General features: G+C 72.1%; 24 protein-coding genes and 2 pseudogenes. 18 read left to right on the plus strand and 8 right to left on the minus strand.

What is annotated here, in order from left to right; translation table 11 throughout:
* Window positions 1-6: 6 nt before the first annotated feature.
* The 6 genes and pseudogenes from kdpF to OHA91_RS33795 all read right to left on the minus strand — a co-directional run bounded on the left by kdpF (window position 7) and on the right by OHA91_RS33795 (window position 1,388).
* Window positions 7-96, minus strand: coding sequence for a K(+)-transporting ATPase subunit F (kdpF, locus tag OHA91_RS33770; RefSeq protein WP_037633766.1), 90 nt, complete (start codon window positions 94-96; stop codon window positions 7-9).
* Window positions 93-248, minus strand: coding sequence for a hypothetical protein (locus OHA91_RS33775; protein WP_167344742.1), 156 nt, complete (start codon window positions 246-248; stop codon window positions 93-95). Before OHA91_RS33775 ends, kdpF begins: the two co-directional genes overlap by 4 nt.
* 140 nt (window positions 249-388) lie before the next feature.
* Window positions 389-646, minus strand: coding sequence for a hypothetical protein (locus OHA91_RS33780; RefSeq protein WP_031157028.1), 258 nt, complete (start codon window positions 644-646; stop codon window positions 389-391).
* 2 nt (window positions 647-648) lie between these two features.
* A pseudogene (locus OHA91_RS33785) lies at window positions 649-860 on the minus strand (ABC transporter); the annotation flags it as partial.
* A gap of 5 nt (window positions 861-865) precedes the next feature.
* A pseudogene (locus OHA91_RS33790) lies at window positions 866-1,003 on the minus strand (diaminopimelate decarboxylase); the annotation flags it as partial.
* A 133-nt stretch (window positions 1,004-1,136) separates the two neighbouring features.
* Window positions 1,137-1,388, minus strand: a complete 252-nt coding sequence (locus tag OHA91_RS33795; RefSeq protein ID WP_328740612.1) for an SAV_915 family protein — start codon at window positions 1,386-1,388, stop codon at window positions 1,137-1,139.
* 178 nt (window positions 1,389-1,566) lie between these two features.
* Here OHA91_RS33795 and OHA91_RS33800 point away from each other — a divergent pair, with 178 nt between their 5' ends.
* From OHA91_RS33800 to OHA91_RS33870, 15 genes are all read left to right on the plus strand, one after another.
* Window positions 1,567-2,064, plus strand: a complete 498-nt coding sequence (locus OHA91_RS33800) for a universal stress protein (protein WP_328741197.1) — start codon at window positions 1,567-1,569, stop codon at window positions 2,062-2,064.
* Between the two features lie 978 nt (window positions 2,065-3,042).
* On the plus strand, window positions 3,043-4,020 hold the full coding sequence (locus tag OHA91_RS33805) for an ABC transporter ATP-binding protein (protein WP_266503928.1): 978 nt from the start codon (window positions 3,043-3,045) through the stop codon (window positions 4,018-4,020).
* Window positions 4,017-5,057 carry an ABC transporter permease gene (locus tag OHA91_RS33810; RefSeq protein ID WP_328740613.1) on the plus strand — a complete coding sequence of 347 codons (1,041 nt, stop codon included), beginning with the start codon at window positions 4,017-4,019 and terminating at the stop codon, window positions 5,055-5,057. The genes OHA91_RS33805 and OHA91_RS33810 overlap by 4 nt, the downstream gene beginning before the upstream one ends.
* Complete coding sequence (locus tag OHA91_RS33815; RefSeq protein WP_266503934.1) at window positions 5,054-6,388, plus strand: YcaO-like family protein; 1,335 nt, start codon at window positions 5,054-5,056, stop codon at window positions 6,386-6,388. Before OHA91_RS33810 ends, OHA91_RS33815 begins: the two co-directional genes overlap by 4 nt.
* Window positions 6,389-6,428: 40 nt before the next feature.
* Window positions 6,429-7,139: a TOMM precursor leader peptide-binding protein gene (locus tag OHA91_RS33820; protein ID WP_266503937.1), complete on the plus strand. Its 711-nt coding sequence runs from the start codon at window positions 6,429-6,431 to the stop codon at window positions 7,137-7,139.
* Between the two features lie 9 nt (window positions 7,140-7,148).
* Window positions 7,149-8,822 (plus strand): nitroreductase family protein, encoded by a 1,674-nt coding sequence (locus OHA91_RS33825; RefSeq protein ID WP_266503940.1) that lies wholly within the window; start codon window positions 7,149-7,151, stop codon window positions 8,820-8,822.
* A 3-nt stretch (window positions 8,823-8,825) separates the two neighbouring features.
* Window positions 8,826-9,575, plus strand: coding sequence for a nitroreductase family protein (locus OHA91_RS33830; protein ID WP_328740614.1), 750 nt, complete (start codon window positions 8,826-8,828; stop codon window positions 9,573-9,575).
* Between the two features lie 121 nt (window positions 9,576-9,696).
* Window positions 9,697-9,870: a thiocillin family RiPP gene (locus OHA91_RS33835; RefSeq protein ID WP_266503946.1), complete on the plus strand. Its 174-nt coding sequence runs from the start codon at window positions 9,697-9,699 to the stop codon at window positions 9,868-9,870.
* Between the two features lie 38 nt (window positions 9,871-9,908).
* Entirely contained in the window at window positions 9,909-10,085 is a 177-nt protein-coding gene (locus OHA91_RS33840; protein ID WP_266503949.1) for a thiocillin family RiPP, read from the plus strand.
* Between the two features lie 59 nt (window positions 10,086-10,144).
* Window positions 10,145-10,324 (plus strand): thiocillin family RiPP, encoded by a 180-nt coding sequence (locus OHA91_RS33845; RefSeq protein ID WP_266503952.1) that lies wholly within the window; start codon window positions 10,145-10,147, stop codon window positions 10,322-10,324.
* A gap of 101 nt (window positions 10,325-10,425) precedes the next feature.
* Window positions 10,426-11,601: a PqqD family peptide modification chaperone gene (locus tag OHA91_RS33850; RefSeq protein ID WP_266503954.1), complete on the plus strand. Its 1,176-nt coding sequence runs from the start codon at window positions 10,426-10,428 to the stop codon at window positions 11,599-11,601.
* Window positions 11,602-11,750: 149 nt separating this feature from the next.
* Window positions 11,751-14,216 carry a lantibiotic dehydratase gene (locus tag OHA91_RS33855; RefSeq protein ID WP_266503958.1) on the plus strand — a complete coding sequence of 822 codons (2,466 nt, stop codon included), beginning with the start codon at window positions 11,751-11,753 and terminating at the stop codon, window positions 14,214-14,216.
* Window positions 14,213-15,097: a thiopeptide-type bacteriocin biosynthesis protein gene (locus OHA91_RS33860; RefSeq protein WP_328740615.1), complete on the plus strand. Its 885-nt coding sequence runs from the start codon at window positions 14,213-14,215 to the stop codon at window positions 15,095-15,097. The genes OHA91_RS33855 and OHA91_RS33860 overlap by 4 nt, the downstream gene beginning before the upstream one ends.
* Before the next feature lie 341 nt (window positions 15,098-15,438).
* Window positions 15,439-15,867 (plus strand): hypothetical protein, encoded by a 429-nt coding sequence (locus OHA91_RS33865; RefSeq protein WP_158714886.1) that lies wholly within the window; start codon window positions 15,439-15,441, stop codon window positions 15,865-15,867.
* A gap of 302 nt (window positions 15,868-16,169) precedes the next feature.
* Window positions 16,170-16,829, plus strand: a complete 660-nt coding sequence (locus tag OHA91_RS33870; RefSeq protein WP_328740616.1) for an MSMEG_1061 family FMN-dependent PPOX-type flavoprotein — start codon at window positions 16,170-16,172, stop codon at window positions 16,827-16,829.
* Between the two features lie 122 nt (window positions 16,830-16,951).
* On the opposite strand, the gene OHA91_RS33875 is transcribed toward OHA91_RS33870, so the two are convergent.
* Both OHA91_RS33875 and OHA91_RS33880 read right to left on the minus strand, forming a co-directional pair.
* Entirely contained in the window at window positions 16,952-17,857 is a 906-nt protein-coding gene (locus tag OHA91_RS33875; RefSeq protein ID WP_266503968.1) for an ADP-ribosylglycohydrolase family protein, read from the minus strand.
* Between the two features lie 158 nt (window positions 17,858-18,015).
* Window positions 18,016-18,756 (minus strand): ABC transporter ATP-binding protein, encoded by a 741-nt coding sequence (locus OHA91_RS33880; RefSeq protein WP_031157036.1) that lies wholly within the window; start codon window positions 18,754-18,756, stop codon window positions 18,016-18,018.
* A gap of 201 nt (window positions 18,757-18,957) precedes the next feature.
* Here OHA91_RS33880 and OHA91_RS33885 point away from each other — a divergent pair, with 201 nt between their 5' ends.
* From OHA91_RS33885 to OHA91_RS33895, 3 genes are read left to right on the plus strand one after another with little or no spacing between them, the layout of a single operon-like run.
* Complete coding sequence (locus tag OHA91_RS33885) at window positions 18,958-22,239, plus strand: ABC transporter permease (RefSeq protein WP_328740617.1); 3,282 nt, start codon at window positions 18,958-18,960, stop codon at window positions 22,237-22,239.
* Window positions 22,236-25,124, plus strand: a complete 2,889-nt coding sequence (locus OHA91_RS33890; RefSeq protein ID WP_328740618.1) for a hypothetical protein — start codon at window positions 22,236-22,238, stop codon at window positions 25,122-25,124. Before OHA91_RS33885 ends, OHA91_RS33890 begins: the two co-directional genes overlap by 4 nt.
* Window positions 25,121-26,077 carry an ABC transporter ATP-binding protein gene (locus tag OHA91_RS33895; RefSeq protein WP_328740619.1) on the plus strand — a complete coding sequence of 319 codons (957 nt, stop codon included), beginning with the start codon at window positions 25,121-25,123 and terminating at the stop codon, window positions 26,075-26,077. Before OHA91_RS33890 ends, OHA91_RS33895 begins: the two co-directional genes overlap by 4 nt.
* The last annotated feature ends 134 nt before the right edge of the window (window positions 26,078-26,211 follow it).

The following is a 26,211-nucleotide window of genomic DNA, read 5'->3' on the forward strand; positions in this document are numbered from 1 at the left end:
CAGTGCTCAGAACCTCTCCGGGTACACGAGGGCGAGGACGAGGTAACCGAGCAGGGAGACGGCGACCAGCAGACCGACGATGTTCTCAACCGTCACAGCTTGGTCACCCCCCGGGCGATGAAGGCCACCAGCGCGAAGACCGCGACCGTGGTGACGACGAAGGCCAGGTCGGCCATCGTGAGCTCCTGGATGAAGAGGGAAGTGATGAATCGGCCAGATGGCCGATGACGAGATAACCGTGTCTTCATCCCGGCGTTAAGACGCTTTGACGGGGTCTATACGGACGTCGCGGAACTCTTGATGCCGTCCTTACGCGAGGGGCCGTGCATCGCCGCTCACCCCTGGTGGAACAGGCCGGCCGTGTCCAGGGCGGCTCCTGCCTGCGCCGTCAGGGCGACGGCCACCAAGCGGGCCTCTTCGGGCCGGCGTACTCGGTGATCCGGTCGCCGCGGCGCAGCCACAGGCCGCCGTCGTGCTCAAGGCGGGGGAAGTGCCCGATGAGACTGCCGTACTGGAAGCGACAGCCGCGAAGCCCCAGCAGGCCGACGAGCTCCCGCCGCACACGGACTGCCAGCTGCGAGACGATCAACCCGACGACGAGCAGGAGAACGGCCGTCTGGATCTCCTCGCCGTTGTCGATGGCCAACTGTCGCGCTGACTGCCGTCGCTGGGGATGGACAGCGACAGTGCCTCGTCGTCCCGGGTGACCTCGCGCAGGGCGGCTGCGCCGGACTGGTACGCGACCGGGTCGGTGAGCGGAGCCGGATGTGCCCGCCCGGGATGAGACGCTTGAGCTCCTCGGCGGTGCCCTGGGCGGCGATCCTGCCGTCGTTCAACACGGCTGTCCAGTCGGCCAGTTCGGGGAGAGGAACGCCTTGGCCGCGTACAGCACGTCCGCGTCGGGGAAGGCGTCGCGATACGTCCGGCAACGCCCGCGCACCTCGCCCTCGTCCAGCACGTGGGTCGGGGTGTCGCTCCGGTCGGCGATCTCGCTGAGGGCAACGGCGGTGGTCATGGTCTGCTCCCCCTTCAGACCGTGCGGGCCGTGGTCTCGGGCACCCGTGGGAACGGGGCTCCGGCGGGTCCCGCCGTACCCGCCGCAGGGACCGCGGGCGCGGTGAGAACCGGATCGACGGTCAGGGGGGGGCGCCGAGCGGCCGGGCCATTGCGCGCAGTGCGGCCTCGAAGAGCCGGATCCAGGGCTGGGCCGTACCGAGAGTGGCGGCCAGCCGTTCCGGGCTGGTGAAACCGACGGCGGTACGGGCTCCCAGCGGAGTGCGGAACAGCCGCACGACGACGTGCGCTCCTCCCGGCCGGGCGGCCACGTAAAGAGGCCCGGCCGGGCTCTGTTCCTCGGGCTCGGAGTCGGATCCGTCGTACTGGAACAAGCACAGGGGCCCTCCTCGGGGAACCACGAGTGGCAGGTACGTCCCGGCGCGGGGAGGCAGTCCGGGACGTGCAACCGAAGCTATCCCCCCTCCCGCACCTCAGCGGGCACCCCGTAACGGGACCCGTACGGCCACCGGCCCACTCCATACGGATCACTGACGGCAGGCGGCGACCGGCCTGGCCGCTCGGCACCGGGCAGCCGCGGAGGCCCGCGTACGTGAGGCGGAGCTGAGGGTCGTCCTGGTGTGGCAATCACGGGGCGGCGAACTCGGCAGCAGAAACGGGCTCAGCCCCTCCGCCCTGGCGGAATGCCGTCCCACTGCCGTCGGGAGACGTCGCGAGGTGCTCGGCGCGGCGTTACCGTGCGGCGAAGCCCGGAGCCGCCTTCGCGGGCCTTACCGACGGGGCACACCCGGCGCCGTCCTGGTGGACACCGCCCGTGGCGTGAAGGACCTCTTGGTCGTCGGCACCGGCTCACGTGCCCCGTTCCGCCGCCGCACGCGCCCCTCGCTGGCCCGCTACGGCCTCGCGCACGCAGCCTGTCCCTTACTGGTCGTGGCGCCGTTGCCCCTACAGACCGAGCTGGGCACGGTGCACCGCCGCAGTTTCTTCTGGCAGCCGCTTCCGTCCTCACCCGCGCTCTTCGTCCTACAGGAGCAAGAGCGGCGCCGCTGACTGAGCCACCAGGTGCCGACGGCGAGCACGGCCGGGACGGCGGCCACGGTGGGCAGCCGGCCCGGCACCGCACCCGCGTCGGCCCCGACGATGCCCGCGGTGATGAGGAACGGGCAGCGCCCAGCAGGCCGCGCAGGTGGTCAGGTCGTCGCAGCCTGCCTCGACGGCGGTCGCCAGGGTGGTGCGGATGGTGGCGAGGTCGGCGATGTTCGTGTCGACCTCGGCGAGCTCGGCCGTGGCACGCTCCTGGAGACCGGCGACGGGTCGCGTGACGGCGGTCGAGCGCGCCGCCGTCACGCCGTCGTCGCGCGAACCCCCATGCGTGGATGTACGGGAGGGGCTCCGACTGGCCGTCGAGTTTGAGTCACAGTCCTGAACGGTCGCAGGTGCGCTCAGGCGCCGCAATCCCCCGGAAATCAGGGAGGTATGGCGTGCCCGACGTCGAGCCCGGTGAGAAGGGAAAGGCTTTCGGCCATTGAATGCCAAGATCACTTGCGCCGGATAGGTGCTGTGTGAAAGGTTCGTTCTCGGCGCGAAGATCAACGCGCTCCTGGCGGGGTCCACGGGGCTCGCCGAAATGTGTACGGGGGAGATTTAAGAATGTACTACCAGTGTGATCCAATTCACTTCGCGAGTGTTGCCGCGTGTGGTTTCGTGACGGGTCGAGCCCCAGTGGAATCGGCTCCCCGCTAGATCGAAATTGATTCTTCCGCCAGGTAGGTGGAAGTCGGGCCTCTTGGTGCCCTTTGTCAGTGCGCCCTGCATCCTTCTGTGCGGGTATGGGCGTCCATGTATGGACGCCGCATCCTCTGCAGGCTCTGCCGTGCCGTCGTCCCGTTGCCTCCCATGTGCAAGTCAACGGGCACGGATGAACGTCATCAGGTGCAAAACAGGGATCAGTCTGCTCTTGGCGCGCCCGGAGGCAGTGGCCGGGCGTCGTCGTGCGCAGAAACCACCCTTTCAAGAGTCGGAAAGTCTATGGAAGCCGGAAATCGCGACGGCATAGTCGTATCCCTTCACGAAATCTCGAAACACTACGGCAGTCGCAAAGCGCTGGACGGGGTTGGCTTCGATATCCGTGATGGAGAAGTGTTCGGTCTGCTCGGTCCGAATGGAGCAGGGAAGACCACGCTCCTGGAGTGTCTGACGGGTCTGCGCCGACCGACCGCAGGCTCCGTCAGAGTCCTGGGCCACGACCCTGGGTCACGCGCGCCGGAGCTGAGGAGACTCATGGCGGTGCAGCCGCAGGAGGCAGCGCTGTTTCCGCAGCTGTCGGTTCGGGAGACAGTCGACCTCTGGGCCTCCGTCTACGGGGACCACGAGCGGGTCGACGAAGTCCTGGACCGTGTCGGCCTGGCGGCGCAGGCGTCCCAGCGCGTCAAGGCACTGTCCGGCGGGCAGGCCCGACGTCTGCTGCTGGCCGTCACCGTGATCGGCCGTCCGCGCCTTCTCGTTCTGGACGAACCGGCTGCCGGACTCGACCCGCAGGCCAAGGAACACCTGTGGGACGTCATCCGGAAGCAGCGCGAGGCCGGGGGCACCGTGCTGCTCACGACGCACGACATGAACGAGGCCACGGAGCTGTGCGATCGGGTGGCCGTTCTCGTCGGTGGGCGCATCGCGGCGTGCGACACACCTGCTCGACTCGTGTCGGCGCTGGCGTCCACCAGCACGGTCACCTTCACGACTCCGGCAGGGACGGACCTCGGGTCGCTCGACGCCCTGCCCGGAGTGACCGCCGTCGAGGTCAAGCAGGAAGCGGAAGGGCGCCGGTCCGTGCAGTTGCGCACGACCGACGCTGACCTGACGCTGCGCCGCATAGCGGCAGACGAGCGATTGGTCGCCTCGGACCTCGACATCAGCAGGGGCGGGCTCGACACGGTGTTCCGCAGCCTCGCCACGGAGAGCGCAGGCAGCCAGGAGGCAGCCCGAACCAAGAAGGAGGTGACTGAGTGAACGCGGCACCCTCCGCACTGCGGGAGATGGTCAAGACCAACGCGCGAGAACTGTTCCGCGACGGCAAGACCGCCTTCTTCACCGTGCTCTTTCCGCTGCTCTTCCTCGCGATGTTCCTGGGCCTCGGGGCGCTCACGGCCGGAGGCTCCTACCGGATCGCCGTGGTGGACTCACCGGAACAGCAGACGTTCGTCAACGAGTTGGCGCAGGTCGAGGGATTCCATGCAGAGCCCTGGAAGGGGTCGGGACCGCTCCCGGCCGGCGAGCTGGGCGGCTATGACGCGGTTGTCGCCGTCTCCGGGGGACAGGCATCAGTGGTCGTCGACGCCTCGAGGTTCGGCGCACTGAAGGGTTTGCGGTCCGCGCTCGCCGCAGGTGGGGTCGACGATTCCCGCACCGACTTCCGCACCCCGGACGGCGGTGTGCCCTTCGACCCGCTCAAGGCGGCACTGCCCACCGGCCTGCTGATGGCGCTGATGTCGACGGCCTTCTTCGGCACGGCAACCCCCTTGATAGCCCTGAGGACACGTGGAACCTTGCGGTTGCTGGGGACCACACCGCTGGGCCGATTGACCTTCGTACTGGCCCAGGCCCCGGTCCGGCTGGCTCTCGTCGTCGTCCAGCTGGTCATCCTGGGCATGGTCGCCGTCGCCATGGACTTCATGTCCCTCGCCGACACCCTGCGGCTGATGGGCACAGGTCTACTCGGCGCGATCATGCTGTTCGCCTTCGGCTATCTGATGGCGGCCCGCCTGCGCAACGCAGAGGTGGTCAACGGACTGTTGGGCCTGCTGATGCCGGTACTGCTCTTCTTCAGCGGACTGTTCCTGCCCCTGAGCATGCTGCCGTCCGTCATCACGACGGTCTCCGACGCGCTGCCCACCACATATCTGGTGGACGCCTTCAACCACGACCTCAACGAGGCCGCCTCCGTGCACAGCCTCACCACCGACTGGCTGGTCCTCCTCGCCGCGACGGCTGTCTTCGGTGGGCTCGCCGCCCGTCTGTTCCGATGGGACCAGGGAGAAGACCGATGAACGCACCCGCCCTGCAGGCCGGCCTCGGCCGACTCACCGACCTCGACGCCCTCGTGGGCCCCTACGGCCTGGTGGAACGGACCCACCGGCTGCCCAACCACCCCGGGGACCCGCGGTTCCCGATCTTCTCCGCATCGCTCGGCGACCTCGCCCAGGCCGTCGACAACATCGCCGAGTCCACCCGCGGCCGCAGTGCCCGCGGGGAAATGGACGGCGCCGGCGGTGCCGTCGATCCTGAGCGTGCGGCCCGCCTCAGCGTCGCCGAGGCCTTGGAGCGCTACTCCACCTCCGTCGTCCAGCCGGACGGCGTGGTCTGGGCGACGGCGGAAGAACTGGGCGACGAAGCACTCGACCTGACGACGATGCCTCGCTGTTCTCCGGCGGAACTGGCCCACCCCAGGGCCATCACGGTCGATGTCGACACCAAGGCACCGATGCGCTGGGTACGGGGCTGGTCCCTCACCGCGCGGAAGACCCAGTGGGTGCCCGCCGTGGGTGTGTGGATGCACATCCCGCCCCTGTCCCGGGCGGAGCGGTACGCGAATCCCATTTCCACGGGCTGCGCCACGCATACCGACCTGGCGCAGGCTCTCGTGAACGCGGTGTGCGAGGTCGTGGAGCGCGATGCCATCGCACTGACCTGGTACCAGCGCCTGTCGCTGCCGCGGATCGACTTCGACGTCGTGCCGGAGAACCTGGCGCCGTTCCTGGAGAAGTCACGCAACAGCCTCGTGGAGACCGCCTTCTTCGACGCGACCACGGACCTCGGGATCCCGACGGTGTACTCGGTCGACCTCTCGCCGCACAACGAGGTGCTGGGGCAGATGGTCATGTGCAACACGAGCCTGGACCCGGTCGACAGCGTTGCCAAGATCGTTCGGGAGTCGGCATCCTCACGCATCGCCATGCAGGTGCCGCGCGAGATGCCACCGTCGGTGGACGACTTCCTGCACGTCTTCCACGGGGCTGCCTACATGGGCCGACCGGAGCGGAGGCCGGACTTCGACTTCCTGCTCGAAGGCGACGCCCGCCGGCCCCTCAGCGAACTGCCTGTGCTCACCACCGGCGACAGCGGGCAGGACCTGGCCTTCCTCGTGCAGCGGTTGAAGCGGGCCGGATGCGACGTGATCGCCGTGGAGTGCACGACGGACGAGGCCCGCGACGTCGGATTCCGTGTCGTGCGCGTCATCATTCCGCAGCTCATGCCGCTGTCCTTCACGCATCGTGCCCGCTACCTCGCGCACCCCCGGCTGTACGAGGCGCCGGCCCGGATGGGCCTCCCCGTGCACGCGGAGGCGGACATCAATCCGCATCCCCAACCCTTCGCCTGACGATCCGACGAGCAGGTCCATTTACATGAATGGGAAGCCAATGACCAAGGTGCACGTGCTCGCCGTCGGCGGGTTCGGTGAGGCCGTCGCTGATCGGCTGCGCCGTGAACGCGATGACCTGGAGGTCTCCACCGACCGGGCCGGTTCTCTGGAGCTGTCCGCGAGCTGGCCCGAGGCAGCCCTGCGCATCCTCGCCTCCTGGCGGGAGACACCGCGACTCGCCGAGTTGCTCGACGCCCGGTCGGCCGACTGGGGCACCCCGTGGTTCCCCGTCCTCGCCGAACACCCCCGCTTGCGAGTGGGCCCGGTGGTCGTCCCGGGTGCCGGCGCCTGCTACCGCTGCTTCCGCAAGCGCCGTTCGCAGCACGAGCGGGACGCGGCGCACGTCGCGACCCTGCACGCGCGTTACGACGCCTCGCCCGAGGACGGCCCCGGCGGGTTCCTTCCCCACCACGTGGACATGGCCGCGGGGATGGCCCTGGACGTGCTGCGGCGGTTCGACGCGGGTGAAGGCGAGCTCTTCGCCGGCACCGTCCGTCACTGGCACCTGCTGGAACAGCACCTCTCCGGGGGGCGCGTGGTCGCGGTGCACGCCTGTCCCCGGTGCCGCCGGCGCAGGGAGGTCCCGGCCGAGTCCACCTGGGCGGACCTGGCCAGGGACCTGACACCCCTGCTGACCCCCCTGGACGAGGGCGCGGTCTCCACTCCGGACGGGCCTCCGGCCCCGTCGTCGACTTCCGCTCGTCAGTGAGGTAGTGCCTTGGCCGACAACAAGCTGATCTCCGCAGAGGAGATGCGCCGCGCAGTCGCGCAAGACCCCCAGTTCAGCGCCCCCGAACGGCCCGCCCTGTGCCGCGGCCTGGTCGTTGTGCCCTTCGCCGACGGGATCCTCGTCGAAGGCGCCCCGACCCGGCAGGTCCTGCGGGGAGCGGCGGCGCGTGACCTGGCAGCGAGGGTGTTGCCGCTCCTCGACGGAACGAGGGACGTGGCGCAGCTCGCGCAGCAGACGGACGCGCCGGTGCAGCACATCGAACAGGTCGTCGCGCTCCTGTACACCTGTGGACTCCTTGAGGAGGGGGCGGGTGACGACGGGGTCGACGATCCTGCCGCCGTGTTCTGGTCACGGAGCCTTGACTCCACCCGCGTCAACCGCAATGCGGCCGAGGCGATGAAGCTGCTGACCGGCACTCGGGTGGCTGTGGTCACCGACGGCGGGACCGGAGAACGGCTCCGGGACGCCCTGTCGGACAACGGGTTCGGCGACGTGGAACTCGTCGATTCGGCCGCCGCTCTCAGCGGTGTTCCAGACCTTCTCGTAGCGGTTGACGAAGGCGGTCGTTCGGAGCTGGGTGAGACCGCACGGTGGTGCGCCGCCCGCGGCGTACCGATGCTCCCCGCTCACCTCCACGGCGCAATCCTGGACTTGGGCCCCTACATCGATCCGGGGTTCACCATCTCCTTCGGCGAAGCGGACCGCCAGCGCAGGGCGCACCCGCCGGAGGCCCGCCCCGAGGCCGCCGGCGGCAACGCCGTGCACACCATGGCCACAGCCCTGATCACAGGTCAGGTGACGGCCATCGCGAGCAGGGTCGGCGCCGTGTCCGTGCTGCGCGGCATGGTCCGAACCGACCTGGAGTCATGGCGTCAGGACATGTACGTCATGGCGCCGGTACCGGACCACACGGATTCCCGGTCCTCCCTGACGGCGGCGGACGTGCCGCTCGCCCTGGCCTTCGAGACGTCGGTCGCCTTCCCACCGCGGAAGCTGCTCAACCCCCGCGACCACCAGATGCACTACAAGCCCGGCAATATCGCCCTGCAACACGAGAGCAAGCGGTGGCCGAGCGCCCGCACCCTCACACTTCCCCGGACGGGGATCCACCCGCAGGCTCCGTTGGAGCCGTCCGGGACCGCGTCGGCCGGCCAGGTCGGCCTGGCCCATCTCGCATCCCTGCTCCTGCTCGCCGTCGGGCGGCAGGAGGAATCGGCGCCGGGCCGCCCCAGTGTCCCCCGATGGGCGCCCACCGGCGGTAATCTGGGCTCCGCCAATCTGCACGCCGTGGTCCGCGACGTCGAGGGGGTTCCGGCCGGCTTCTGGGGGTACGACTCGGCAGCCCACCGGCTGGCCCGGCTGCCCGATGCCGTGGACCCCGCCCGGGTGTCCGGTGCGGACGCCGCAGCCACACTCGTCCTCACCGGTTCCCTGGCCCGGGTCGCATCGAAGTACTCCACTTTCGCCTGGCGCATCGTGCACCTCGACGGCGGAGTGGCGATCGCCCAGCTGGCGCACGCGGCGCGGTCCTTCGGGCTCCGGGCCCGGCCCCTGGACCGGTGGGACGACCTGGCTCTCGCCGCCGCATTCGACCTCGACCTGGACGCCGAGCCCATCACCGGCGTCGTGGAACTCCGACCCTTCATCGCAGACGAGGCCTGACCCATGCAGACGACGTCACCGCTCCCCGCGCTGTTGGAACACAACGAGCTGATGCGGAACCTCCAGCTGCGTTCACGCCTCGACGCGGCAGCCCTCAGGGCGGAGCCCGCCGCGCCGGACACCGCGCTGCGCGGAACGCTGCGGTCCGCCGGTGAGGGGAAACACCTGGTTCCCGCCGGGATCGCACCCGCAGGTACGGAACCCCTGGAATCCCTGCTGCGCCGCCGGGCATCGGTACGCACCTACGCGCCGCGGCCCGTCGCAGCCGACGTGCTCGCCGCCGTCATCGACCGCGCCGCGACATTCGACCGCGAGGCGTGGCACGACCACGACGCGGGGGTCGAACTGGAGTTCCTCGTGGCGGCACGTGACGTGGCCGGACTGCCCGTGGGGCTGTACCTGTACTCCCCGGCGGGGGGCGGGTTCACCCGCCTCTCAGATCTCCCCGCCGGCGACGCGGCCGCAGAACTCGTGCTCCAGCTGGAATTCGCACACGCGCCCGCGATCGTCATGGTGTGCGGACCGCTCGCGGCGTCCTTGGACCGCCACGGCGAACACGGCCACCGGCTGCTGCTCACCCGGGCCGGAGCCGCCGCCCACACCGCCTGGCTCACCGCTCTGGACCGGGGCCTGGTCGGCAGCATCTTCGCCGGCTTCCTCTCCTCGGCCCTCAAGCCGCTCGTGCCGGTCGACGGCTACCGCAGCGCACAGCTGCTGGCGTTCTCCTGCGGCCATGCCGCACAGGCCGGCTGACACCCCGAGACCACGGGCGCACACCACACCAGACTCCGCACTCCGGAAGGGGCGCGGCTCCCATCGGCGGTTCCCGCAGCTGCGGCCGCCGGTCATCCATCACACAAGAACGGAGGGCGTCATGCCCAACGACATCGACCTCGCGATCGACCTGTTCGCCGAGGACACCACCGCCCTGACGGTCGACGAGCTGCCCAACGACTCGTCGCTCGCCTCGGTTTCGACGGCCGGCACCTTCGGCTGCCTTCTCGGCTCCACCGTCGCCACCGCCGGCACGGCCAGCTCCCAGGGCTGAGCTCCGCTTCCAACCCGCCTTCACGAAAGGACATTCCAGTGGGAGAGACCATCAACCTCGACCTCTTCGCCGAGGACATCACCAGCGAGCTGACCGCCGAGGTCCTCGACAACGCGGCCCTGCTGGGCACCTGGGGCTCGATCGGCACGTTCGGCAGTGCCACCTGCCCCGCCTCCACTGCCTCGACCGGCGGCAGCGCGTCCTCGTCCGGCTGATCAGCTTCCCGACCGCATCTGCGTCCGGGAACCACCGAAACCCTACTGAAAGGAACATCATGATGAACACGCTCAACCAGGACGTGATGGCCATCGACCTGTCCGTTGAGGACATGACGGTCGAGACGCTCGGCGACAGCGCCCTGCTCGGCACCGCCGCCTCCTTCGGCACCGCTGCCTCCGCCAGCTGCCCGGCGGCGTGCTTCGGTACCGCCAGCTCCGCCTCCTCGGCCGGCTGACAACCGAACCGCTGACACCTGGATGAAGACGCTGTCCGGCCGGCACTGGCTCAGAGTGCCGGCCGGACAGCGGCCCCAGCATTATCCCTCAGGAGCCATTCATGCGATCACCAGCCGCGGCCGATCACCAGCAGCAAGCCGTGCCAGAAAGCAGCGAAGCGGCGACCAAGGAGAAGAGCAGCGCGGACACTGCGTGGCTCGAGACCGAGCTGCTGGCCGTGCGAGACACCATCGAACTCACGGACGGCCTCGACGGCCGTCCCCTCCTGTTCGACTCCGACACCGGCAAGTACGTGGCGGTGTCCAAGGCGGGCACCGTCATCCTGACGCTCCTCGACGGCGAGACCACCGCCCGTGGCGTGGTGCGCCGGGTGGCCTCGCCGTCCGCCGACCCGGTCCGCGCCGAGACCGCTGTCATCCGGTTCCTGACCGAACTCCGCCAGGCCGGGGTCCTCACCCTCGAACCGCAGGAGGAAAAGCGCCGGGAACGGGTCCTCAAGTACTCGCTGCGGCAGAGGATGCCGCGCAAGCCGTTGACCCGTTCCGTCCACATCCTGCTCGAACCCGTCGCCAAGGTGCTGCAGAAGCTGCCCGTACCCGTGGTGGTCGGCATGTGGATCCTGCTGACGGGCGCGGGCCTGGCCACGGCGGGGTACGCCCTTGCGACCCGGAGCCTGCCGGACTACACGGTTTGGTCCGGGATCGCGGCGCTCCTGCTGATCCTCCAGATCGCCGTCCACGAGCTGGCGCACGCCCTGGTGTGCCAGTCCTTGCGGGTCCCGGTCCGGGAGGCAGGCATCACCCTCATGCTCTATGTGATGCCCGTGGCGTACGTGGACCGTACGGACGCCTACCGGGTGCGGGGCCGCGCACCACGCGCCCTCATCGCGCTCGCCGGACCCATGAGCGACGCCATCTGGGCGGGAGCCACCGCTCTCGTCCTGCTGCACACCAGCGGGACCGTACACGAGGTCGCCGGCGCGCTGCTGCAACTGCAGGTGCTGCTCATGATCGTGAACCTCAATCCGCTGCTTCCCTCGGACGGATACCACGCACTGGAGTCCGCCATGGGCTCCGTCAATCTCCGCGGCCGGTCCTTCGCCTTCCTCGTCCACCTGGCCACGAGGGCCCCGCTGCCCAGTCACCTGCTCGTAAGCAGCAAGCTCAAGCGTGTCGGCTACTGCGCCTTCGGCGTCCTGTGCGCTCTCTACGGAGTGTTCATGGTCGGGGTCGTCCTGACGTGGTGGTGGCACCTCATCGAAGGGCTCCTCGGATGACTCCCCTCCCGACCGCGCCCCAGCTCCGGACGACACCGGACGCCACACCACCGGCTGCCGCGCGGCGTGCGCAGCCCGGGGCCCGCGCCCGGGGCGGGCGGAGCCCAGTGGTCTCGGCGTGGGCGGTTCACCGCGTCAACAGGCTGCCCGTGGAGACGCTGGACCTCGCCCTGGCCCGCACCTCGGACTCACTGCGGCGCGAGACGGAGTTCGAGGAGCAGCTCGCCGAGCGGGCCGACTTCCTCACCGATGCCCTGCACGCCGCTGTCCCGACGCTCGACGATGCGCCGCACCTCCGTCGCGCGGTCCTCAAGCTGCGCCGCTGCATACACAACGGCCGACCGGTGCAACTGTCGGAAGACATCATGGCGGGGCTGCGCGAAACGCTGGGCGGCCCGGCGGCCCTCGCGCTGACGGACTGGCTTCACGGTATGCGCGACCTCTCCGCACTGCGCGAGCGGACCGACGCCCTGTACGAAGAGGAGCGCGGGCGGGCCACCGGACGCCTGCGGGAAGTCCTCTCCGATCCGGTCTTCGCCCAGGGACTCGCACAGGCGAGCCCCCATCTGCTGGACCACGTGACGGCCAGGCCGCTCGAACCGAACAGCAAGGCTGCCCGTTCGGTGCTCGGCTACGTCTCCAGGGCTGCGGTGAAGACCAGTCCGTTCTCCCGGCTGACCGCGTTGGCCCTGGAGGGTGGGGAAGCGGACGGAACCGGCCACAGCTACGTCGATCAGCAGCACGTCCGTGCCTGGCTGGACACCCTGGCCCGCGACAAGCGCTTCGCCGCAGCCTTCCAGGTCGAGCCCAACAGGTCGTTGCGCCGACCGGGCGGACGCGCGTACCTGCTGACCCCTGCCCACCCCGGTCCGGGCGAATCCGCCTGGCGCACGGATTCGATCGCCGACGCCTCCCGCCATGTCGAGCTGATCGGCGCCTTGGCCTCGTGGCCCCGCATGACGATCGCCCAGGCCCTCGTACGCATCGGGGGCAGAGACCCGTTCGGAGGGTTCCTCAGACTGCTCGACACCGGGCTGCTGCAGCTCGTGCTCCCCTGGACGGCAACGGAACCGCACCCCATCCGTTCCCTCGCACGGAGTCTGCAGTGCCTTTCCGACCCGGTCGCGCGGCGCACCCGTGCGCTGCTGGAGGACCTCGGGAAGGAGGCGGCGGGACTCCACCTGCTCTCCGGGAGCGAACGCGCCCGATCGGTCAACCGACTTGCCGCACGCATCGGCTCCGGCACTGCGGACGATCCGCGGCCCGCCATCCCCTACGCCGCATACGAGGACGCCCTGTCCGACGTCCCGGCGGACCTGCCGGCCGAAGCCGTCCGGGAGGACCTCGCCGAGCTGGGCCGTCTCCTGCGCCCCTATGTCTTCCGCTCGCACGTCTACGACTGGCTCCGGGACGAGTTCGTGGCCCGGTACGGCGCCGGCGGGCACTGCCCCGACCTGTTCGAGTTCCTCTGGGCCGTCGCGGCATCTCCGGGGTTCGAGGCGAACCTCTACCGAGCCCTGCAGAAGGACCACGGGGAGTCGGGACGCCCCACCGAACGCGCGTGGCTGCCCGTGTCCGCGTCAAGCGCGCCGCCGACGGCAGCCGTGCTGTACCAGGTCGCAGCACGGTCTGCCGACGCTGTCCGCAGTGGCGACTACCGGATCGTGGTGAACCAGTACAACTCGGGAGTGGGCGGGCTGCTCGCGCGCTTCCGCCACCAGCTGGACGGCCCGACTGCCGACCGCGTCGGGCTCACCCGGCACCTGCGGCACTGGATCGCGGAGCTGTTCCCGCACGCCGCACCGCGCCAGCTCACCCTGTCCGGTGACGTGAACGGGATGCACCGCGCTGCCGATGGTGTACTGCCGGCGTTCCGCTGGCCGGGGGAGCCCTCCCACGCCGGCGAGGCCGTGCACGAGGCGGCGCCCGCGACCATCAGCCACTGCCCGGACACGGACACGCTGGAGTTCGCGGACGGCACCGGTCGCGCACTCGCGCCCGTCTACCTCGGCGTCGTGCCGCAGCACCTCATCCCAGGCGTCGCGCGGTTGCTGCTGTGCCTCGCCGACCCGTGGATCAACGGATCCCGGTTATGCTGTACGCCGAACCCGGTGGACGGCTCTCCACCCGTCACCGGCGAGGACGTAGAAGTCGTCCCGCGCAGGGTTCACGACCGCCTGGTCCTCGGACGCCGTACCTGGCGGATCGCCCCCGAAGCCCTGCCCCAGCCGACCAAGGGCGAGCAGCCTTCGGCCTACTTCCGGCGGGTGCACCGGTGGCGCATCGGCCTGGGCCTCCCGGACGAAGCGTTCGTGTCCGTCGAATTCCCCTTCACGGCGGCAGGAGTGTCCTCCTCCCGGAGCAAGCCCTTCTGGCTCTCCTTCCAGAGCCCGCACGCGATCTGGGCGGCGGCGAACCACATCGGCAAGGCGAAGGACGCGACGGCCGTCCGGCTCGCCGAAACGTGCCCGGACCGCTCCGCCTACTGGCTGCGGGACGACAGCGGGAGCCGCCGGGCGGCAGAACACGTCTCCCTGCTGCGCTGGCAGCGCCCCTCACGGCATGCCCGGCCCAACGGTGAGCCCGAAACCCACAGCGCGGAGGCGAGCTCGTGAAGGACCCTCTCCTGCAGGCGGACTGGTGGTACGCACGTCTCTACCCCGGCGGACTCGACCACTTGGACCAGGCCGTTGTCCGGTGCTTGCCGCCTCTTGTCGATCTCGCCCAGGAACTCGGTGCCGACCGGTGGTTCTTCATCCAGTACACCGACTGGAAGGGCCCACACCTCAGGCTCCGGATCCACGGCGAGCGCGACACGGTGGACCGGCTCCACAGAAGGCTCCCGCGGATCGCCCTCGACCTCGAAGTACTCGCCCGCGAGTCCGTCCCGAGCCGTGGCGCCCTGGTCCCGTTCGAGTCGGGCCCGTTCAGCGGGTGCCACGCCGGCGTCGCAACGGCTCTCTACGAACCCGAGGAGGGAAAGTACGGAGGGCCCCTGGGGACCGAACTCGCAGAAGAGGTCTTCCAGCACTCCAGCGACCTCGCCCTGTGGGCCGCAAACCTGCAGCGCCACCCCGACCGCGCAGCCCTCGCGACACTGTTGCTGCGCGCCTCGGCAGCTGCCCTGCAGGAGCACGTCACGGGTACCGACACCGCGTGGTTCTGGGAGCGCCACCTTGCCTGGTGGACCCATGACGGCGGACGAGGTGCCGCAGAACTCCGTACCCGTCTGCGGACGTGCGCCGCTACCGACGAGCCGGGAATCCGCAGCCGAGTTGCCGAGTTGGCGCATGATCCGGAAGTGCGGGTCCGCCTACGGGCCTGGACCGAGGTGCTGTCCGCCTACCTCGGGAGGGCCGCGGCCGGCCAAGTTCCCTACAGCGCGGGGCACCTGGTGTTCCACCAGGCCCACATGATGTGCAACCGGCTGGGAGTGCTTCCGCGAGAGGAGGCCCTCCTCGGGATCCTGGCAGCCGAGGAACCCGGTTTCACCTGAGCCCGTATGGTGCTCCACCAGCAGGTGTTGGCTGTGCGTGGCACAATACGTGTATGACACACGATGGTAATTCCGGAAGCCGTTCCCTTGGTATCGGCCTGGCCGTGGGCATGTCGCTCGGCGTCGCAGTTGGGCTCCTGCTCGGGCTTTTCGTCTTCGACAACGTCGGCATGGGCCTGGGCCTCGGGATCGGGATCGGGAGCGCTGCCGGCATCGGCCCCGCGGTGCGACGCCGTGCCCACGGCGCACCCTCGGGGGAAGAGGGTTGATGCTTGCCGTCGCCCGCTTTCTGGCCCTGTAAGAGAAGTAGTGTCGATTCTGAAGCATCGAAAGGATGCAAAATGCGCTTACCTGCCTCCAGGGCGGCTGTTGTCGCCATGGCTTTGACTGCCTCCTCGTTCGTCGCCGGTTCCGCATCAGCGGCGGAGAGCGGCTGGTTCAAGGCCTATGACGGTGCGGTGATCACGGGGAAGCGCCATTCTGAACGTGAACTTCCGTTTTCTGTGCTCTCCACGCTCGTGATCAAAGGTGAGTTGAAGAACACCGGCAACGACTGCTACTCCCTCTGGGCCAAGTTGGGCATCGGCAGTGCGCCGGCCACAAGAGCCGCCACCCAGTGCGGTCCGGGTGCGGCGACATTCGATCTGCGTTCGGTGCCGGCCATGAACCCCGACGGAACGCTCTTCCTCTGCAAGGGCGAGGCCACCCAGAACTGCGGTCCGCGGTTCTCGGCGCGCGAGTTCCCCGTCAGTGCGCTCCCGATCCGCTGACGAAGGACGGACCTCCGCCCCGGCTTGCCCCGCGGGCGTGGCCCTTGGCATGCGTTCGCACCCGGCGCCACACGCCCCCCATCGGCATGTTCCCGAGCCTGTTCGATCACCTCGAACGGCATGCCCCTCTGGTAGGCCCCGACCCCGTGCGAGGTTGCGGCCCACCACGGGCTCGGGGTGGGCGCGACTCGCCATCCGTGGCCTCCGTACGCTGCGCTCGTGGGACCGGCTCGTCGTCGATGACACCGATGCGGAGCGAGCAACCGTGATCAATCGCAGGTCGTCCCCATAGGGTCGGGGGCATGACAGCATCCCCTGCCGGCAGTGCCTTCGACTCCCTCCGCCTCGACGCCGTGCCCGATCAGGACGCGTTGCGCCGGGTATACGAACTGCCCAAGGACACGGCCCTGCGCAAGCAGATGACCGAACTCACCGACCAGACGCGGCGGTTGATCGGCTGCTCCTCGCTGGTCCTGGTCGCCAGCGCGGACGTCGACGGCAACTGCGACGTCTCCCCGCGCGGCGGACCCGCCGGCTTCGTCGCCGTCCTGGACGCGCGGACGGTGGCGATTCCGGACGCCACCGGCAACAAGCGTCTGGACACCCTGCGCAACGTCGTCGCCACCGGACGGGCCGGGCTGCTGTTCATCATCCCGGGGCGCACCACGACGCTCAGGGTGAACGGCCGGGCCTGCGTCTCCACCAGCCCGGAGCTGCTGTCGCAGCTGACCGCCGTCGGCAAGCCGCCGGCCAGTGCGCTGGTGCTGGGCATCGAGGAGGTCTACCCGCACTGTCCCAAGTCGCTCCTGCGCAGCGGGGCCTGGAAGCCGGAGCAGTGGCTGCCCGCCGACGCCCAGCCGACCTCGGCCGAGGTGACGCTGGCCCAGCTGCGGATGCCGGAGCTGACGATCGCCGCCATCGAGCAGGCGGAGGCGGACTCGCTGAAGTACCGCTACGAGTAGCGGCCCTCCGGCGATGGCCGAACGACCGGCCCGCCGCCCCGGACCGACATGCCGCGAGATCAACCGCGGTGCGGGCGCCGGCAGCTGAGAACCGTGCCGACTGCGCCTCCTCGTCGCAGGTCTCAGTCGAGCGGCGGCAGTGGTTCGCGGGCCGCGTGCCAGGTGGGCGGGAGGGCGGCGACGCCCGTGCGGGCGGCGATCACCCCGCCCGCGATGGCGCAGGTGGTGTCGATGTCGCCGCGGCCGGCGACGGTGGACCACAGGCCCTCGTGGAGGTCGTCGAGATGTCCCGCGGCGCACCAGAGGGCGTAGGGAACGGTGTCGGGACCGGACATCCGGTAGCCGGAGCCCAGGACCTCCGCGGCGTGCCGGACCGAGGCGCGTGCCGACATCCGGGCCGCGACCCGCACCCCCGACCGGACGTCGCTGTCGGGCAGTCGTGCGGCGACCGCCCGGAGGAAGTCCGGGCGGGCCGGCGCCGGGCCGCCCCGGCTGCGCGTCGCGAGCGCTGCGGCGACGGCCACCGCCACCGCGCCGGCCACCGCCTCCGGATGGTGGTGCGAGACCACGCTCTGCTCAGCGGCCCGTTCGGCGACGGCGTCGAGGTCGGCGGCGTGCCAGGCGCCGAGCGGGGCCACGCGCATGGCCGCGCCGTTGCCCCAGGAGCCCTGGCCGTCGAACTGCCCGGCCACCACCTCCCGCCACGGCTCGCCCGCACCGATCCGGCGGAGCACGTCGTGCATCGAGGCGCCGTACCCGCGGTGCGTGTCGCCGGCGTAGGCCTCGGCGAGGCGGCGGGCGAAGCGGTCCTGGTCGACCGTCCCGCCGCCCTCGGCGAGTTCCCGTACGAGGACGACCGCCTGGGCGGTGTCGTCGCTCCACTGCCACAACGGCTCCGGGGGCACGATCCGTGCCTCCAGGGCCGCCGGGCCTTCGCGGCGCAGGATGCCGAACCAGCGGTCGCCGAAGGCATCGCCGAAGGCGAGTCCGGACAGCGAGTCGAGAGCGGCGGCAGGCAGATCGATCATCGGATCAGTATCACAAGGCGACGGCGCCCCCGGCATTCCGTTTGTGCGGGCCGGTACAGGTCCCGGACCTCCGGGCACGGCCGGAAGCCGGCCGGCGCCCATCGGTTCGAGCAGACCGGGCCCGGCCGGGCCCGCCGACCACACCGTCGCGGCCCTCGTCAGGGGGCCGGGGGTCGTTCGACCAGGCGGCCGTCGCGCAGTTCCACTACGCGGTCGGCGAGTTCGATCAGGTTGGGGTCGTGGGTGGCGACGAGGATGGTGACCGACTCGCTGCGCACCACCGCGCGCAGCAGCTCCATGATCGACCGGCCCGTCTCGGAGTCGAGCTGGCCCGTGGGCTCGTCCGCGATGATCAGGTCGGGGTCGTTGGCCAGGGCGCGGGCCACCGCCACGCGCTGCTGCTGGCCGCCGGAGAGTTCGCCCGGGCGCTGCTCGGCGTGGTCCGCGAGGCCGACCAGGGCGAGCAGGGTGCGGGCCCGCTCCTCGCGTTCCTTCGCCGGCATGCGGCGCAGCCGCATCGGTACGCCGACGTTCTCGGCGGCGGTGAGGACCGGTATCAGGCCGAAGGACTGGAAGACGAAGCCGATGCGGTCGCGGCGCAGGGCGAGCAGGTCCGGCTCGCCCAGGGTCGCCAGGTCGGTGCCGTCGACGCTGATCCGGCCGCTCGTCGGGGTGTCGAGGCCGCCGACGAGGTTCAGCAGGGTGGTCTTGCCGGAGCCCGACCGGCCCTTGAGGGCAGTGAGTTCGCCCCGGCGGACCTCGAAGGACACGCCGCGCAGGGCGTGGACGGCCTGCGCCCCGCTGCCGAAGCTGTGGTGTACGTCGTCCACGACGACGATCGGTGTGCCGCCGGCCTCGCGCGCCGCCGGGACCGTGGCCGTTTCCTGGTGGTCCGTCATCGCCTGTACCCCCCGTTGGGTCGTCCGAGCGGAGCATCTGGCTCCGGATCTCGCGCCCGCTCACGCTGCCGCTGCAACATTCTGATCGCATTTGCGCATCCGTCGCACCAATCACGCAAGCCCCTTCCGTCCATGGCCCGAATCTGACAACATCGTCCGCTATCCGGTACCTGGGGTCCGGACGGGGGAGGAACACAACACGTGCTCGGCTTCGTCGTGCGCCGGCTGCGCGGGCGATGGCCGCTCGCCGTCGCCGTGCTGCTCACCGTATTGATCACCGCGACCGCTCTGACCGCACTGACGGCCTTCACCCGTGGCGTGGGGGAGGAGGGGCTACGGCGGGCCCTGACCGGCCCGGAACAGCCCCGGACCGCCGTCGTGATCACCAGCGGCCACCCCGCAGACTCCCGCACCAAGGACGGCGAGTCCGTCCGGGCCTACGCGGACGAGGTGTTCGGACGGCTCCCCGTGACCACCGAGAGCGTGGCCCGCAGCCGTTCGTACGGACTCCCCGGCGCCGCCGCCTCGGGCCAGGACGCCGACCTGACCCTGCTCGCCGCCTTCGGCCGGGAACACCTACAACTGCTCACCGGCCAGTGGCCCGGGCCCGTCACCGCTCCCGGCACCACCACGGCCACCGCCCCGGCACCCGTACAGGTCGCCGCGCCGCGCGCCGCCCTCGCCCGGCTCGGCCTCGCCGAGTCCGCCCTGCCCGCACCGGTCCGGCTCGACGACCGGTTCGGCGGCCCCCCGCTCACCGTGCTCGTCACCGGTGTGTACCGGGCCGCCGACCCGGACGCCGGGTACTGGCGGCTCGACCCGCTCGGCGGCCGCGAGGTCCAGTCCAGCACCCTCGCCACCTACGGCCCGCTCCTGGTGGACGACAGCGCCTTCACGACGGGCGCACTCCTGCAGAACTACCGCCTCACGCTGCTCACTCCGGCCCTCGGCACCATCCGCAGCACCGACGCCGAGGCGATCCGCAGCGCCACGGAACCCGCCGCGGCCACCCTCGAGCGCAGCACCTCCCTCCGGGCCGCCACCGAACTGCCGAAGGTCCTCGCCGAGCTGGACTCCGGCCTGCGCGTCGCCCGCTCGACCCTGATGATGGGCGCCCTCCAGCTCGCCGTCCTCGCCACCGCCGCACTGCTCCTCGTCTCCCACATCGTCACCGTCCGCCAGGAGCCGGAGCGCGTCCTGCTCACCGCCCGCGGCGCCTCCCGCCGCCGGCTCGGCGCCCTGAGCGCGGCCGAGTCCCTGCTGCTCGCCCTGCCCGCCGCCGTCCTGGCGCCGCTGCTGACCCCGCCCCTGCTGCGCCTGTTCAGCCGGTTCGGACCGCTGGAGCGGGTGCACCTGGAGATCCCGGACACCTGGCTGGTCTGGCCCGTCGCGGCCGGCTGCGCCCTGGCCTGCGTCCTGCTCACGACCCTGCCCTCCGTCCTGCGCGGCGCCTCGGCCGCCGTACTGCGCCGCGCCGGCAGCCGCCAGGCGGTGGTGACCGGCGCCGCCCGCTCCGGCCTGGACCTGGCCGTGGTGGTCCTCGCCGTCCTCGGCTACCAGCAGCTGTCGCAGCGCGGCGGTACGGACGCCCCGCCGCCCGCCACCGGTTTCGGCGGCGGGCTCGGCGTGGACCCCGTCCTGGTCGCCGCCCCGGCCCTCGCCCTGTGCGGAGGCACGCTGCTCGTCCTGCGGCTGCTGCCGTTCGCCGCGCGCGCCGGAGGCCGCCTGGCCGCGCGCGGCCGGAGCCTGGCCCCGGCCCTCTTCGGCTGGCAGCTCGCCCGGCGCCCCGGCCGGGCCACCGGGCCCGTGCTGCTCCTCGTACTCGCCGTCTCCAGCGGCATCCTGGCCCTCGGCCAGGACTCCGCCTGGTCCGCGTCCCAGCGCGACCAGGCCGACTTCGCGACCGCCGGCGGCCTGCGGATCTCCGCGAGCAGCATGCCCGCGATGGGACAGGGCGGACGCTACGGGGCACTGCCCGGCGGCGACCGCCTGAACCCGGTGGTCCGCCGCGAGCAGCAACTGCCCGGCGGGGTCGTCGCCGACGTCCTCGCGCTCGACGCCCCCAAGGCCGGCGAACAGGTACCGCTGCGCGCCGACCTGCGGGGCGGCCGCGACATGCGCGAGCTCTTCGCCCCGCTCGCCGACACCGCCGCCCAGGCCCCCGGCGTCGCACTGCCCGGCAACCCGCGCCGGGTCGACCTCGACGTGTCCGTACGGTCCTCCGGTACCGGCTGGGCCGCCGTCAGCGTGCTGCTGCGCGACCGGTTCGGGGCGGTCCACGCCACGCAGTCGGTCACCCTGCCCGCCGGCGGCGACGCCACCCTCGCCTTCCCCCTGGACACGCTGACCGGCGCCCCGGTCGGATCGGCCGCGGCCCCGCTGACCCTGGCGGGCCTACGCCTCTCCTACGCCGGGGACGGCGGCCCGCCCGGCGACGGCAGCGAACTGACCCTGCGCCGGATCGCCGTCTCCGACACCGTCGACGGCGCCGCGTCGGCGGTCCCCGCACCCGCCACCGCCGGCCCGGCCGGCTGGCGCTCCCTGCCCCCGCAGGGGCAGCGCATCCAGCGGGCCCCCGAACCGGCCCCCGTCCCGACCGGATCCACGGACCTGGCGCGGCTGCGCTACTGGGGCGGGTTCGGCACCGACCGGGGCGTCACCGTCGTCCTGTTCCCGGCGCCGGCCGCGCCGCCCGCCGACGCGGTCCCGGCCGTCGCCACCACCCACTACATGCGCAGCGTGGGCGCCGCCGTCGGCGACACCGTCCCGGTCCCGATGGACGGGGCGACCGTCCCCATGCGGATCACCGCCGCCGTGGACTCCCTCCCCGTGGCCGGACGCACGGCGCTCGCCGCCGACCTGCGCACGCTCGGCCGTTTCCTGCTGGAATCCGCCGGCCGGCAGCCGGGCGCGCCCACCGAGTGGTGGCTGCCCGCCGCCTCGGCCGCCGACCCCGTCCCGGCCCGCGCCGCCGCCGAACTGCGCGCGGGGGTCAGGACCGAGCGCGTCCAACTCCGCGAGGAGATCACCGACCGCCTGCTCGACGACCCGCTGAGCGCCGGCCCGCAGAGCGCGCTTACCGCCCTCGCGATCGCCTGCGCGGTCCTGGCGGCCATCGGCTTCGCGACCTCCACCGCAGCCGAACGAAGGGTACGCGGCCGGGAGTTCTCCGTCCTGCTCGCACTCGGCACACCGCGCCGGTCACTGGCCGTGGCGGCCGCCGCCGAGGGCGGCGTGCTGATCCTCATCGGGACCGCCGTCGGGACCGGGCTGGGCCTGGCCCTCGTCCATCTGATGGCACCCCTGATCGTGCTGACCCCCTCGGCCGGCCGGCCGTTCCCGCCCGTGCAGGTGCACATGCCGCTCTGGCAGATCCTGCTGACGGCCGCCGCCATCGCCGCCGTTCCCCTGCTGTCGGCCGTCTTCAGCGGCCCCCGGGGCCGCGACATCGCCGCCCGGCTGCGCCCCGTGGAGGAGATGTGACCACCCCGCCGTCCGCCACCCCGCCGCCGTCCGACGCCCGGACGCCCGCCGCACCGCGGTCCGGGCCGCGGCCCGCGCCGTGGGTACGGACCCGGCTGCGCGCGGCCCCGCTCGGCACCCTCCTCGCCGCCGCGCTGGCGTTCGTCGCCGTCCTGCTCGCCGCCGCGCTGCCCAGGGCCCAGGACCGCGGCGCCGACCAGGCCCTCAGGTCCTTCCTGAACGACAGCGGATCGAGCCGCACCAGCCTCCAGGCGACCGCGCCGGCACCGGCGTCCGGGCAGAGCGCCCAGGCACTGGACCAGACGCTGAAGAGCCTGCTAGCCCGTACCGGGAACACCTTCCACGTCGAGGCCGAGAAGGTCGTCCACGGCACGCGGACCAACAAGCGGCAGCCGCTGATGAATCCGGAGCTGTCCCGCCCGCACGGCCTCCCGCCCGAGATGTCCCTGCTGTACGTGCAGCAGGCGCAGGACCACGTGAAGCTGGTGGAGGGGCGCTGGCCGAGCGGCGCCCCCCGGCCCGCCGGAGGCGCCGCGTACGAGCCGCCGCTCCAGGTCGCCATCTCGCAGCAGGCCGCCGAGACCATCGGCGCCCGCGTCGGGTCCGTCCTGGCGAGCGCCGCCCTGGTCGACGGCACGCCGTCCGTGGAGGTCGTGGGCCTCTTCTCGGTCCGGGACGAGACCGAGGACTTCTGGGTGGGCATGGACTGCCTCCCGCGCGCCTGCAAGAAGTTCGTCGGGGAGAGCTACCTGTGGGAGGCCGACGCCCTGATCGGGGCGGGCGACCTCGACCGGATGGACCTCTGGGGCCACGACGCGCAGGACTTCTGGCGCCTCCCGGTGGACGTCGACCGCCTGCGGGCCGACCGGCTCGGCGCCACGAAGAAGGAGATCGCCTCCTATGTGGCCGGCCCCACCGCCGCCACCCTGTCGTTCGAGACCCGTCGCGAGCGGCTGCGGACCACCTCGTGGCTGCCCGAACTGTTCGAGCAGGCCCACGAACGCAGGCAGGCGGCGGCGCCGCTCGCACTGATCGGACCCGCCGGGGTCGGCGGGGTCGCCTTCGTCGTCCTCTGCCTCGCCGGAGCGCTCGCCGCGGACCGGCGGGACGCCGAACTGCGGCTGCTGCTGGCGCGTGGCGGCTCCCGCTCCGCCATCGTCGGCCGGCTCCTCAGGGAGGGCGCCGTCACCGTCCTCCCGGCCGCGGCCGCAGCCACCGGCCTCGCCGTACTCCTGCTGCCCACCCCCCGGCTCGCCCCCGCCCTGCTCTCGGCCGCGACCGTCGCCCTGCTCGCACTGCTGGCCTTCCCGGTACGGGCGGCCGTGCTGCTCACCCCGGCGCGCCCGGCCGGGCGCTGGCGCCGGCCCGTGGCCGAACTGCTCGTCCTCGCCGCCACGGCCGCCGCCGTCCTGGAGGTCCGCCGCCGCGGGGTCGCCCCGGCCGGCAGCGACCCGGACCCGCTGCTCGTCGCGTCTCCGCTGCTGCTCGCCCTGTGCGGGGCGCTGCTGCTGGCCCGGGTCCAGCCGGTGGTGACCGGATGGTTCGCCCGGATGGCCGGCCGCCGCTCCGGTCTGGTCGGCTTCCTCGGACTGGCCCGGGCCGCCCGCGGCTCCGGCGCCCGCGGCGCCGGCAGCTCGGGCCCCTCGGTCCTGCCGATGGTCGCCCTGCTGCTCGCCATCACCACCGGGGGGTTCGGAGCCGCGGTCCTGCAGTCCGTGGAATCGAACCGGCTCGGCGTCGCCCGGCTGACGGTCGGCGGCGACGCCGCGATCTCGGCCTTCGGCAAGGCGATCCTCCCGGACGGCCTCGCGAAGGCCGCCGGCGAACTGCCCGGCGTACGGACGTCCGTGCCGCTGTGGATCGACCACGACTCCGCCCTCGTCGGCACCGTCCAGCGCTCCAGCCAGGTCAACCTGATCGTCGTCGAGCCGGCCGCGTACGCCGAACTGTCCCGTGTCCTCGGCTGCGGCTCCTTCGACCCAGCCCTGCTGGCCACGGGCGGCGGGCAGCCCGCGGACGCGCCGGTGCCCGCGCTGTTCAGCTCCGGCGTGGCGCGCCTGGGCGGCTCGGGCACGTTCACCGTCCAGCCCGGCAACGGCGGCGAGGTGCGGGTCCGGGGCGCCGCCGTGGTCGACTGCACCCCGGCGGTCCCGGCCGCGGACGCCGCGACCGTCGTCCTGCCCGCGGACCGCGCGACGGCCCTCATCGGCGGCTCCGACCGCCCGAACCGGTGGTTCGGCCTCGGCCCCGTCGACGGGGACCGGCTGCGCGCGCTGGTCCGCTCCGCGCTCCCGCCGGATTCCGCGACCCCGGCGGCTGCCCCGGCGGCGTCCGCGTCCCCGGTGGCGTCCGCAACCCCGGCGGCCCCGGCCCCCGGGACGCAACCGGCCGACGAGGTGTATCCCGTGCGCACCAGCGCCGACGCCGTCGCCGAGCTGGGCGCCGACCCGCTGCAGCGGTCGGCGGAGCGCCTCTTCTGGGCCTCCGTCGCCGGAGCGGCCGGCTTCGCCCTGCTGGCCGTACTGCTGACGCTGATGCGGACCGTCCCCGAACGCGCGGCGCTGCTGGCCCGGCTGCGCACGATGGGCCTGCGCCGCCGGCAGGGCGTCGCGCTGATCCTCGCCGAGACCCTGCCGCAGACCCTGGCCGCGGCACTCGGCGGGGCCCTGGTGGCCGGCGCCGCGGTGGCGCTGCTGGGTCCGGCGATGGACCTGTCCACCCTGGTCGGCGCGAGCGTGCCGACCGGCGTACGGCTCACGGCAGGGCCCGTACTGACCCAGGCCCTGGGCCTGGCCGCCCTGGTCGCCGCGGCCGTGCTCGTCGAGGCGGCGACATCCGGGCGACGGCAGATCACCACCGAGTTGAGAGCGGGAGACCAGCGTTGAACAGCGACCAGCCGACGTACGAGGAGCTGCGCCGCCGGGCGACGGCCGCCGCGGAGCCCCGCACCCCGGCGACGGACGCCGCCATCGCCTGCGACCGCCTGGTCCGGATCTTCAGCACGGACGGCATCGAGGTGCAGGCCCTCCAGGGGCTGGAGCTGACGGTGGCGCAGGGCGACCTGGTGGCCCTCGTGGGCGCCTCGGGCAGCGGCAAGTCCACCCTCCTGAACATCCTGGCGGGACTGGACGTCCCGACGGCGGGCAGCGCGGCGGTCGCCGGCTACGACCTGCTGGAACTGACGGCCCGGGACCGGCTGCGCTACCGGCGCGAAGCGGTCGGGTTCGTCTTCCAGCAGACGGCCCGCAACCTGCTGCCGTTCCTGACGGCCGCCCAGAACGTGGCCCTGCCGATGCAGTTGAAGGGCAGCGGCTCCCGGCGCGGCGCGGGCGCCCGCCACTCGGCCCGGGTGGCGGAGATCCTGGACGCCCTCGGCATCGGCGACCTGGCACACCGGCGCCCGGCGGAACTGTCCGGCGGCCAGCAGCAGCGCGTCGCGATCGCGGTGGCGATGGCCAACGACCCCAAGGTGCTGCTGGCCGACGAACCCACCGGCGAACTCGACTCGGAGACGGCCGCGGCCGTCTTCGAGGCCTTCCGCACGGTCAACAAGGAACTCGGCGTCACGGTGGTCATCGTGACGCACGACCCCATGGTGGCGGGCGAGGTCCGCCGCACGGTCGCGATCCGCGACGGCCGCACCAGCAGCGAGGTCCTGCGCCGCCTGGTCACCGACGAGCACGGCGAGGAATCGATCAGCGAACGCGAGTACGTCGTCCTGGACCGCTCGGGACGCGTCCAGCTCCCCGCGAAGTTCCTGGAAGCCCTGGGCATGGAGCACCGCGTGGCGGTGGACCTGGCGGCGGACCACATCGAGCTCCGCCCGGACCGCGTCTAGGCCGTCTCTTCCGGATCTTGTCGGACGGCGCGGGCCCGGCAAGATCCGGAAGGGACGGCCCCAGACCGGACCGCGCCCAGACCGGGCCGCCCGGCCAGGACCGGCGGCAGGGCCGTCCCGGCGGGGCGGCCTGA

Source organism: Streptomyces erythrochromogenes, assembly GCF_036170895.1.
Lineage (GTDB): Bacteria > Actinomycetota > Actinomycetes > Streptomycetales > Streptomycetaceae > Streptomyces > Streptomyces erythrochromogenes.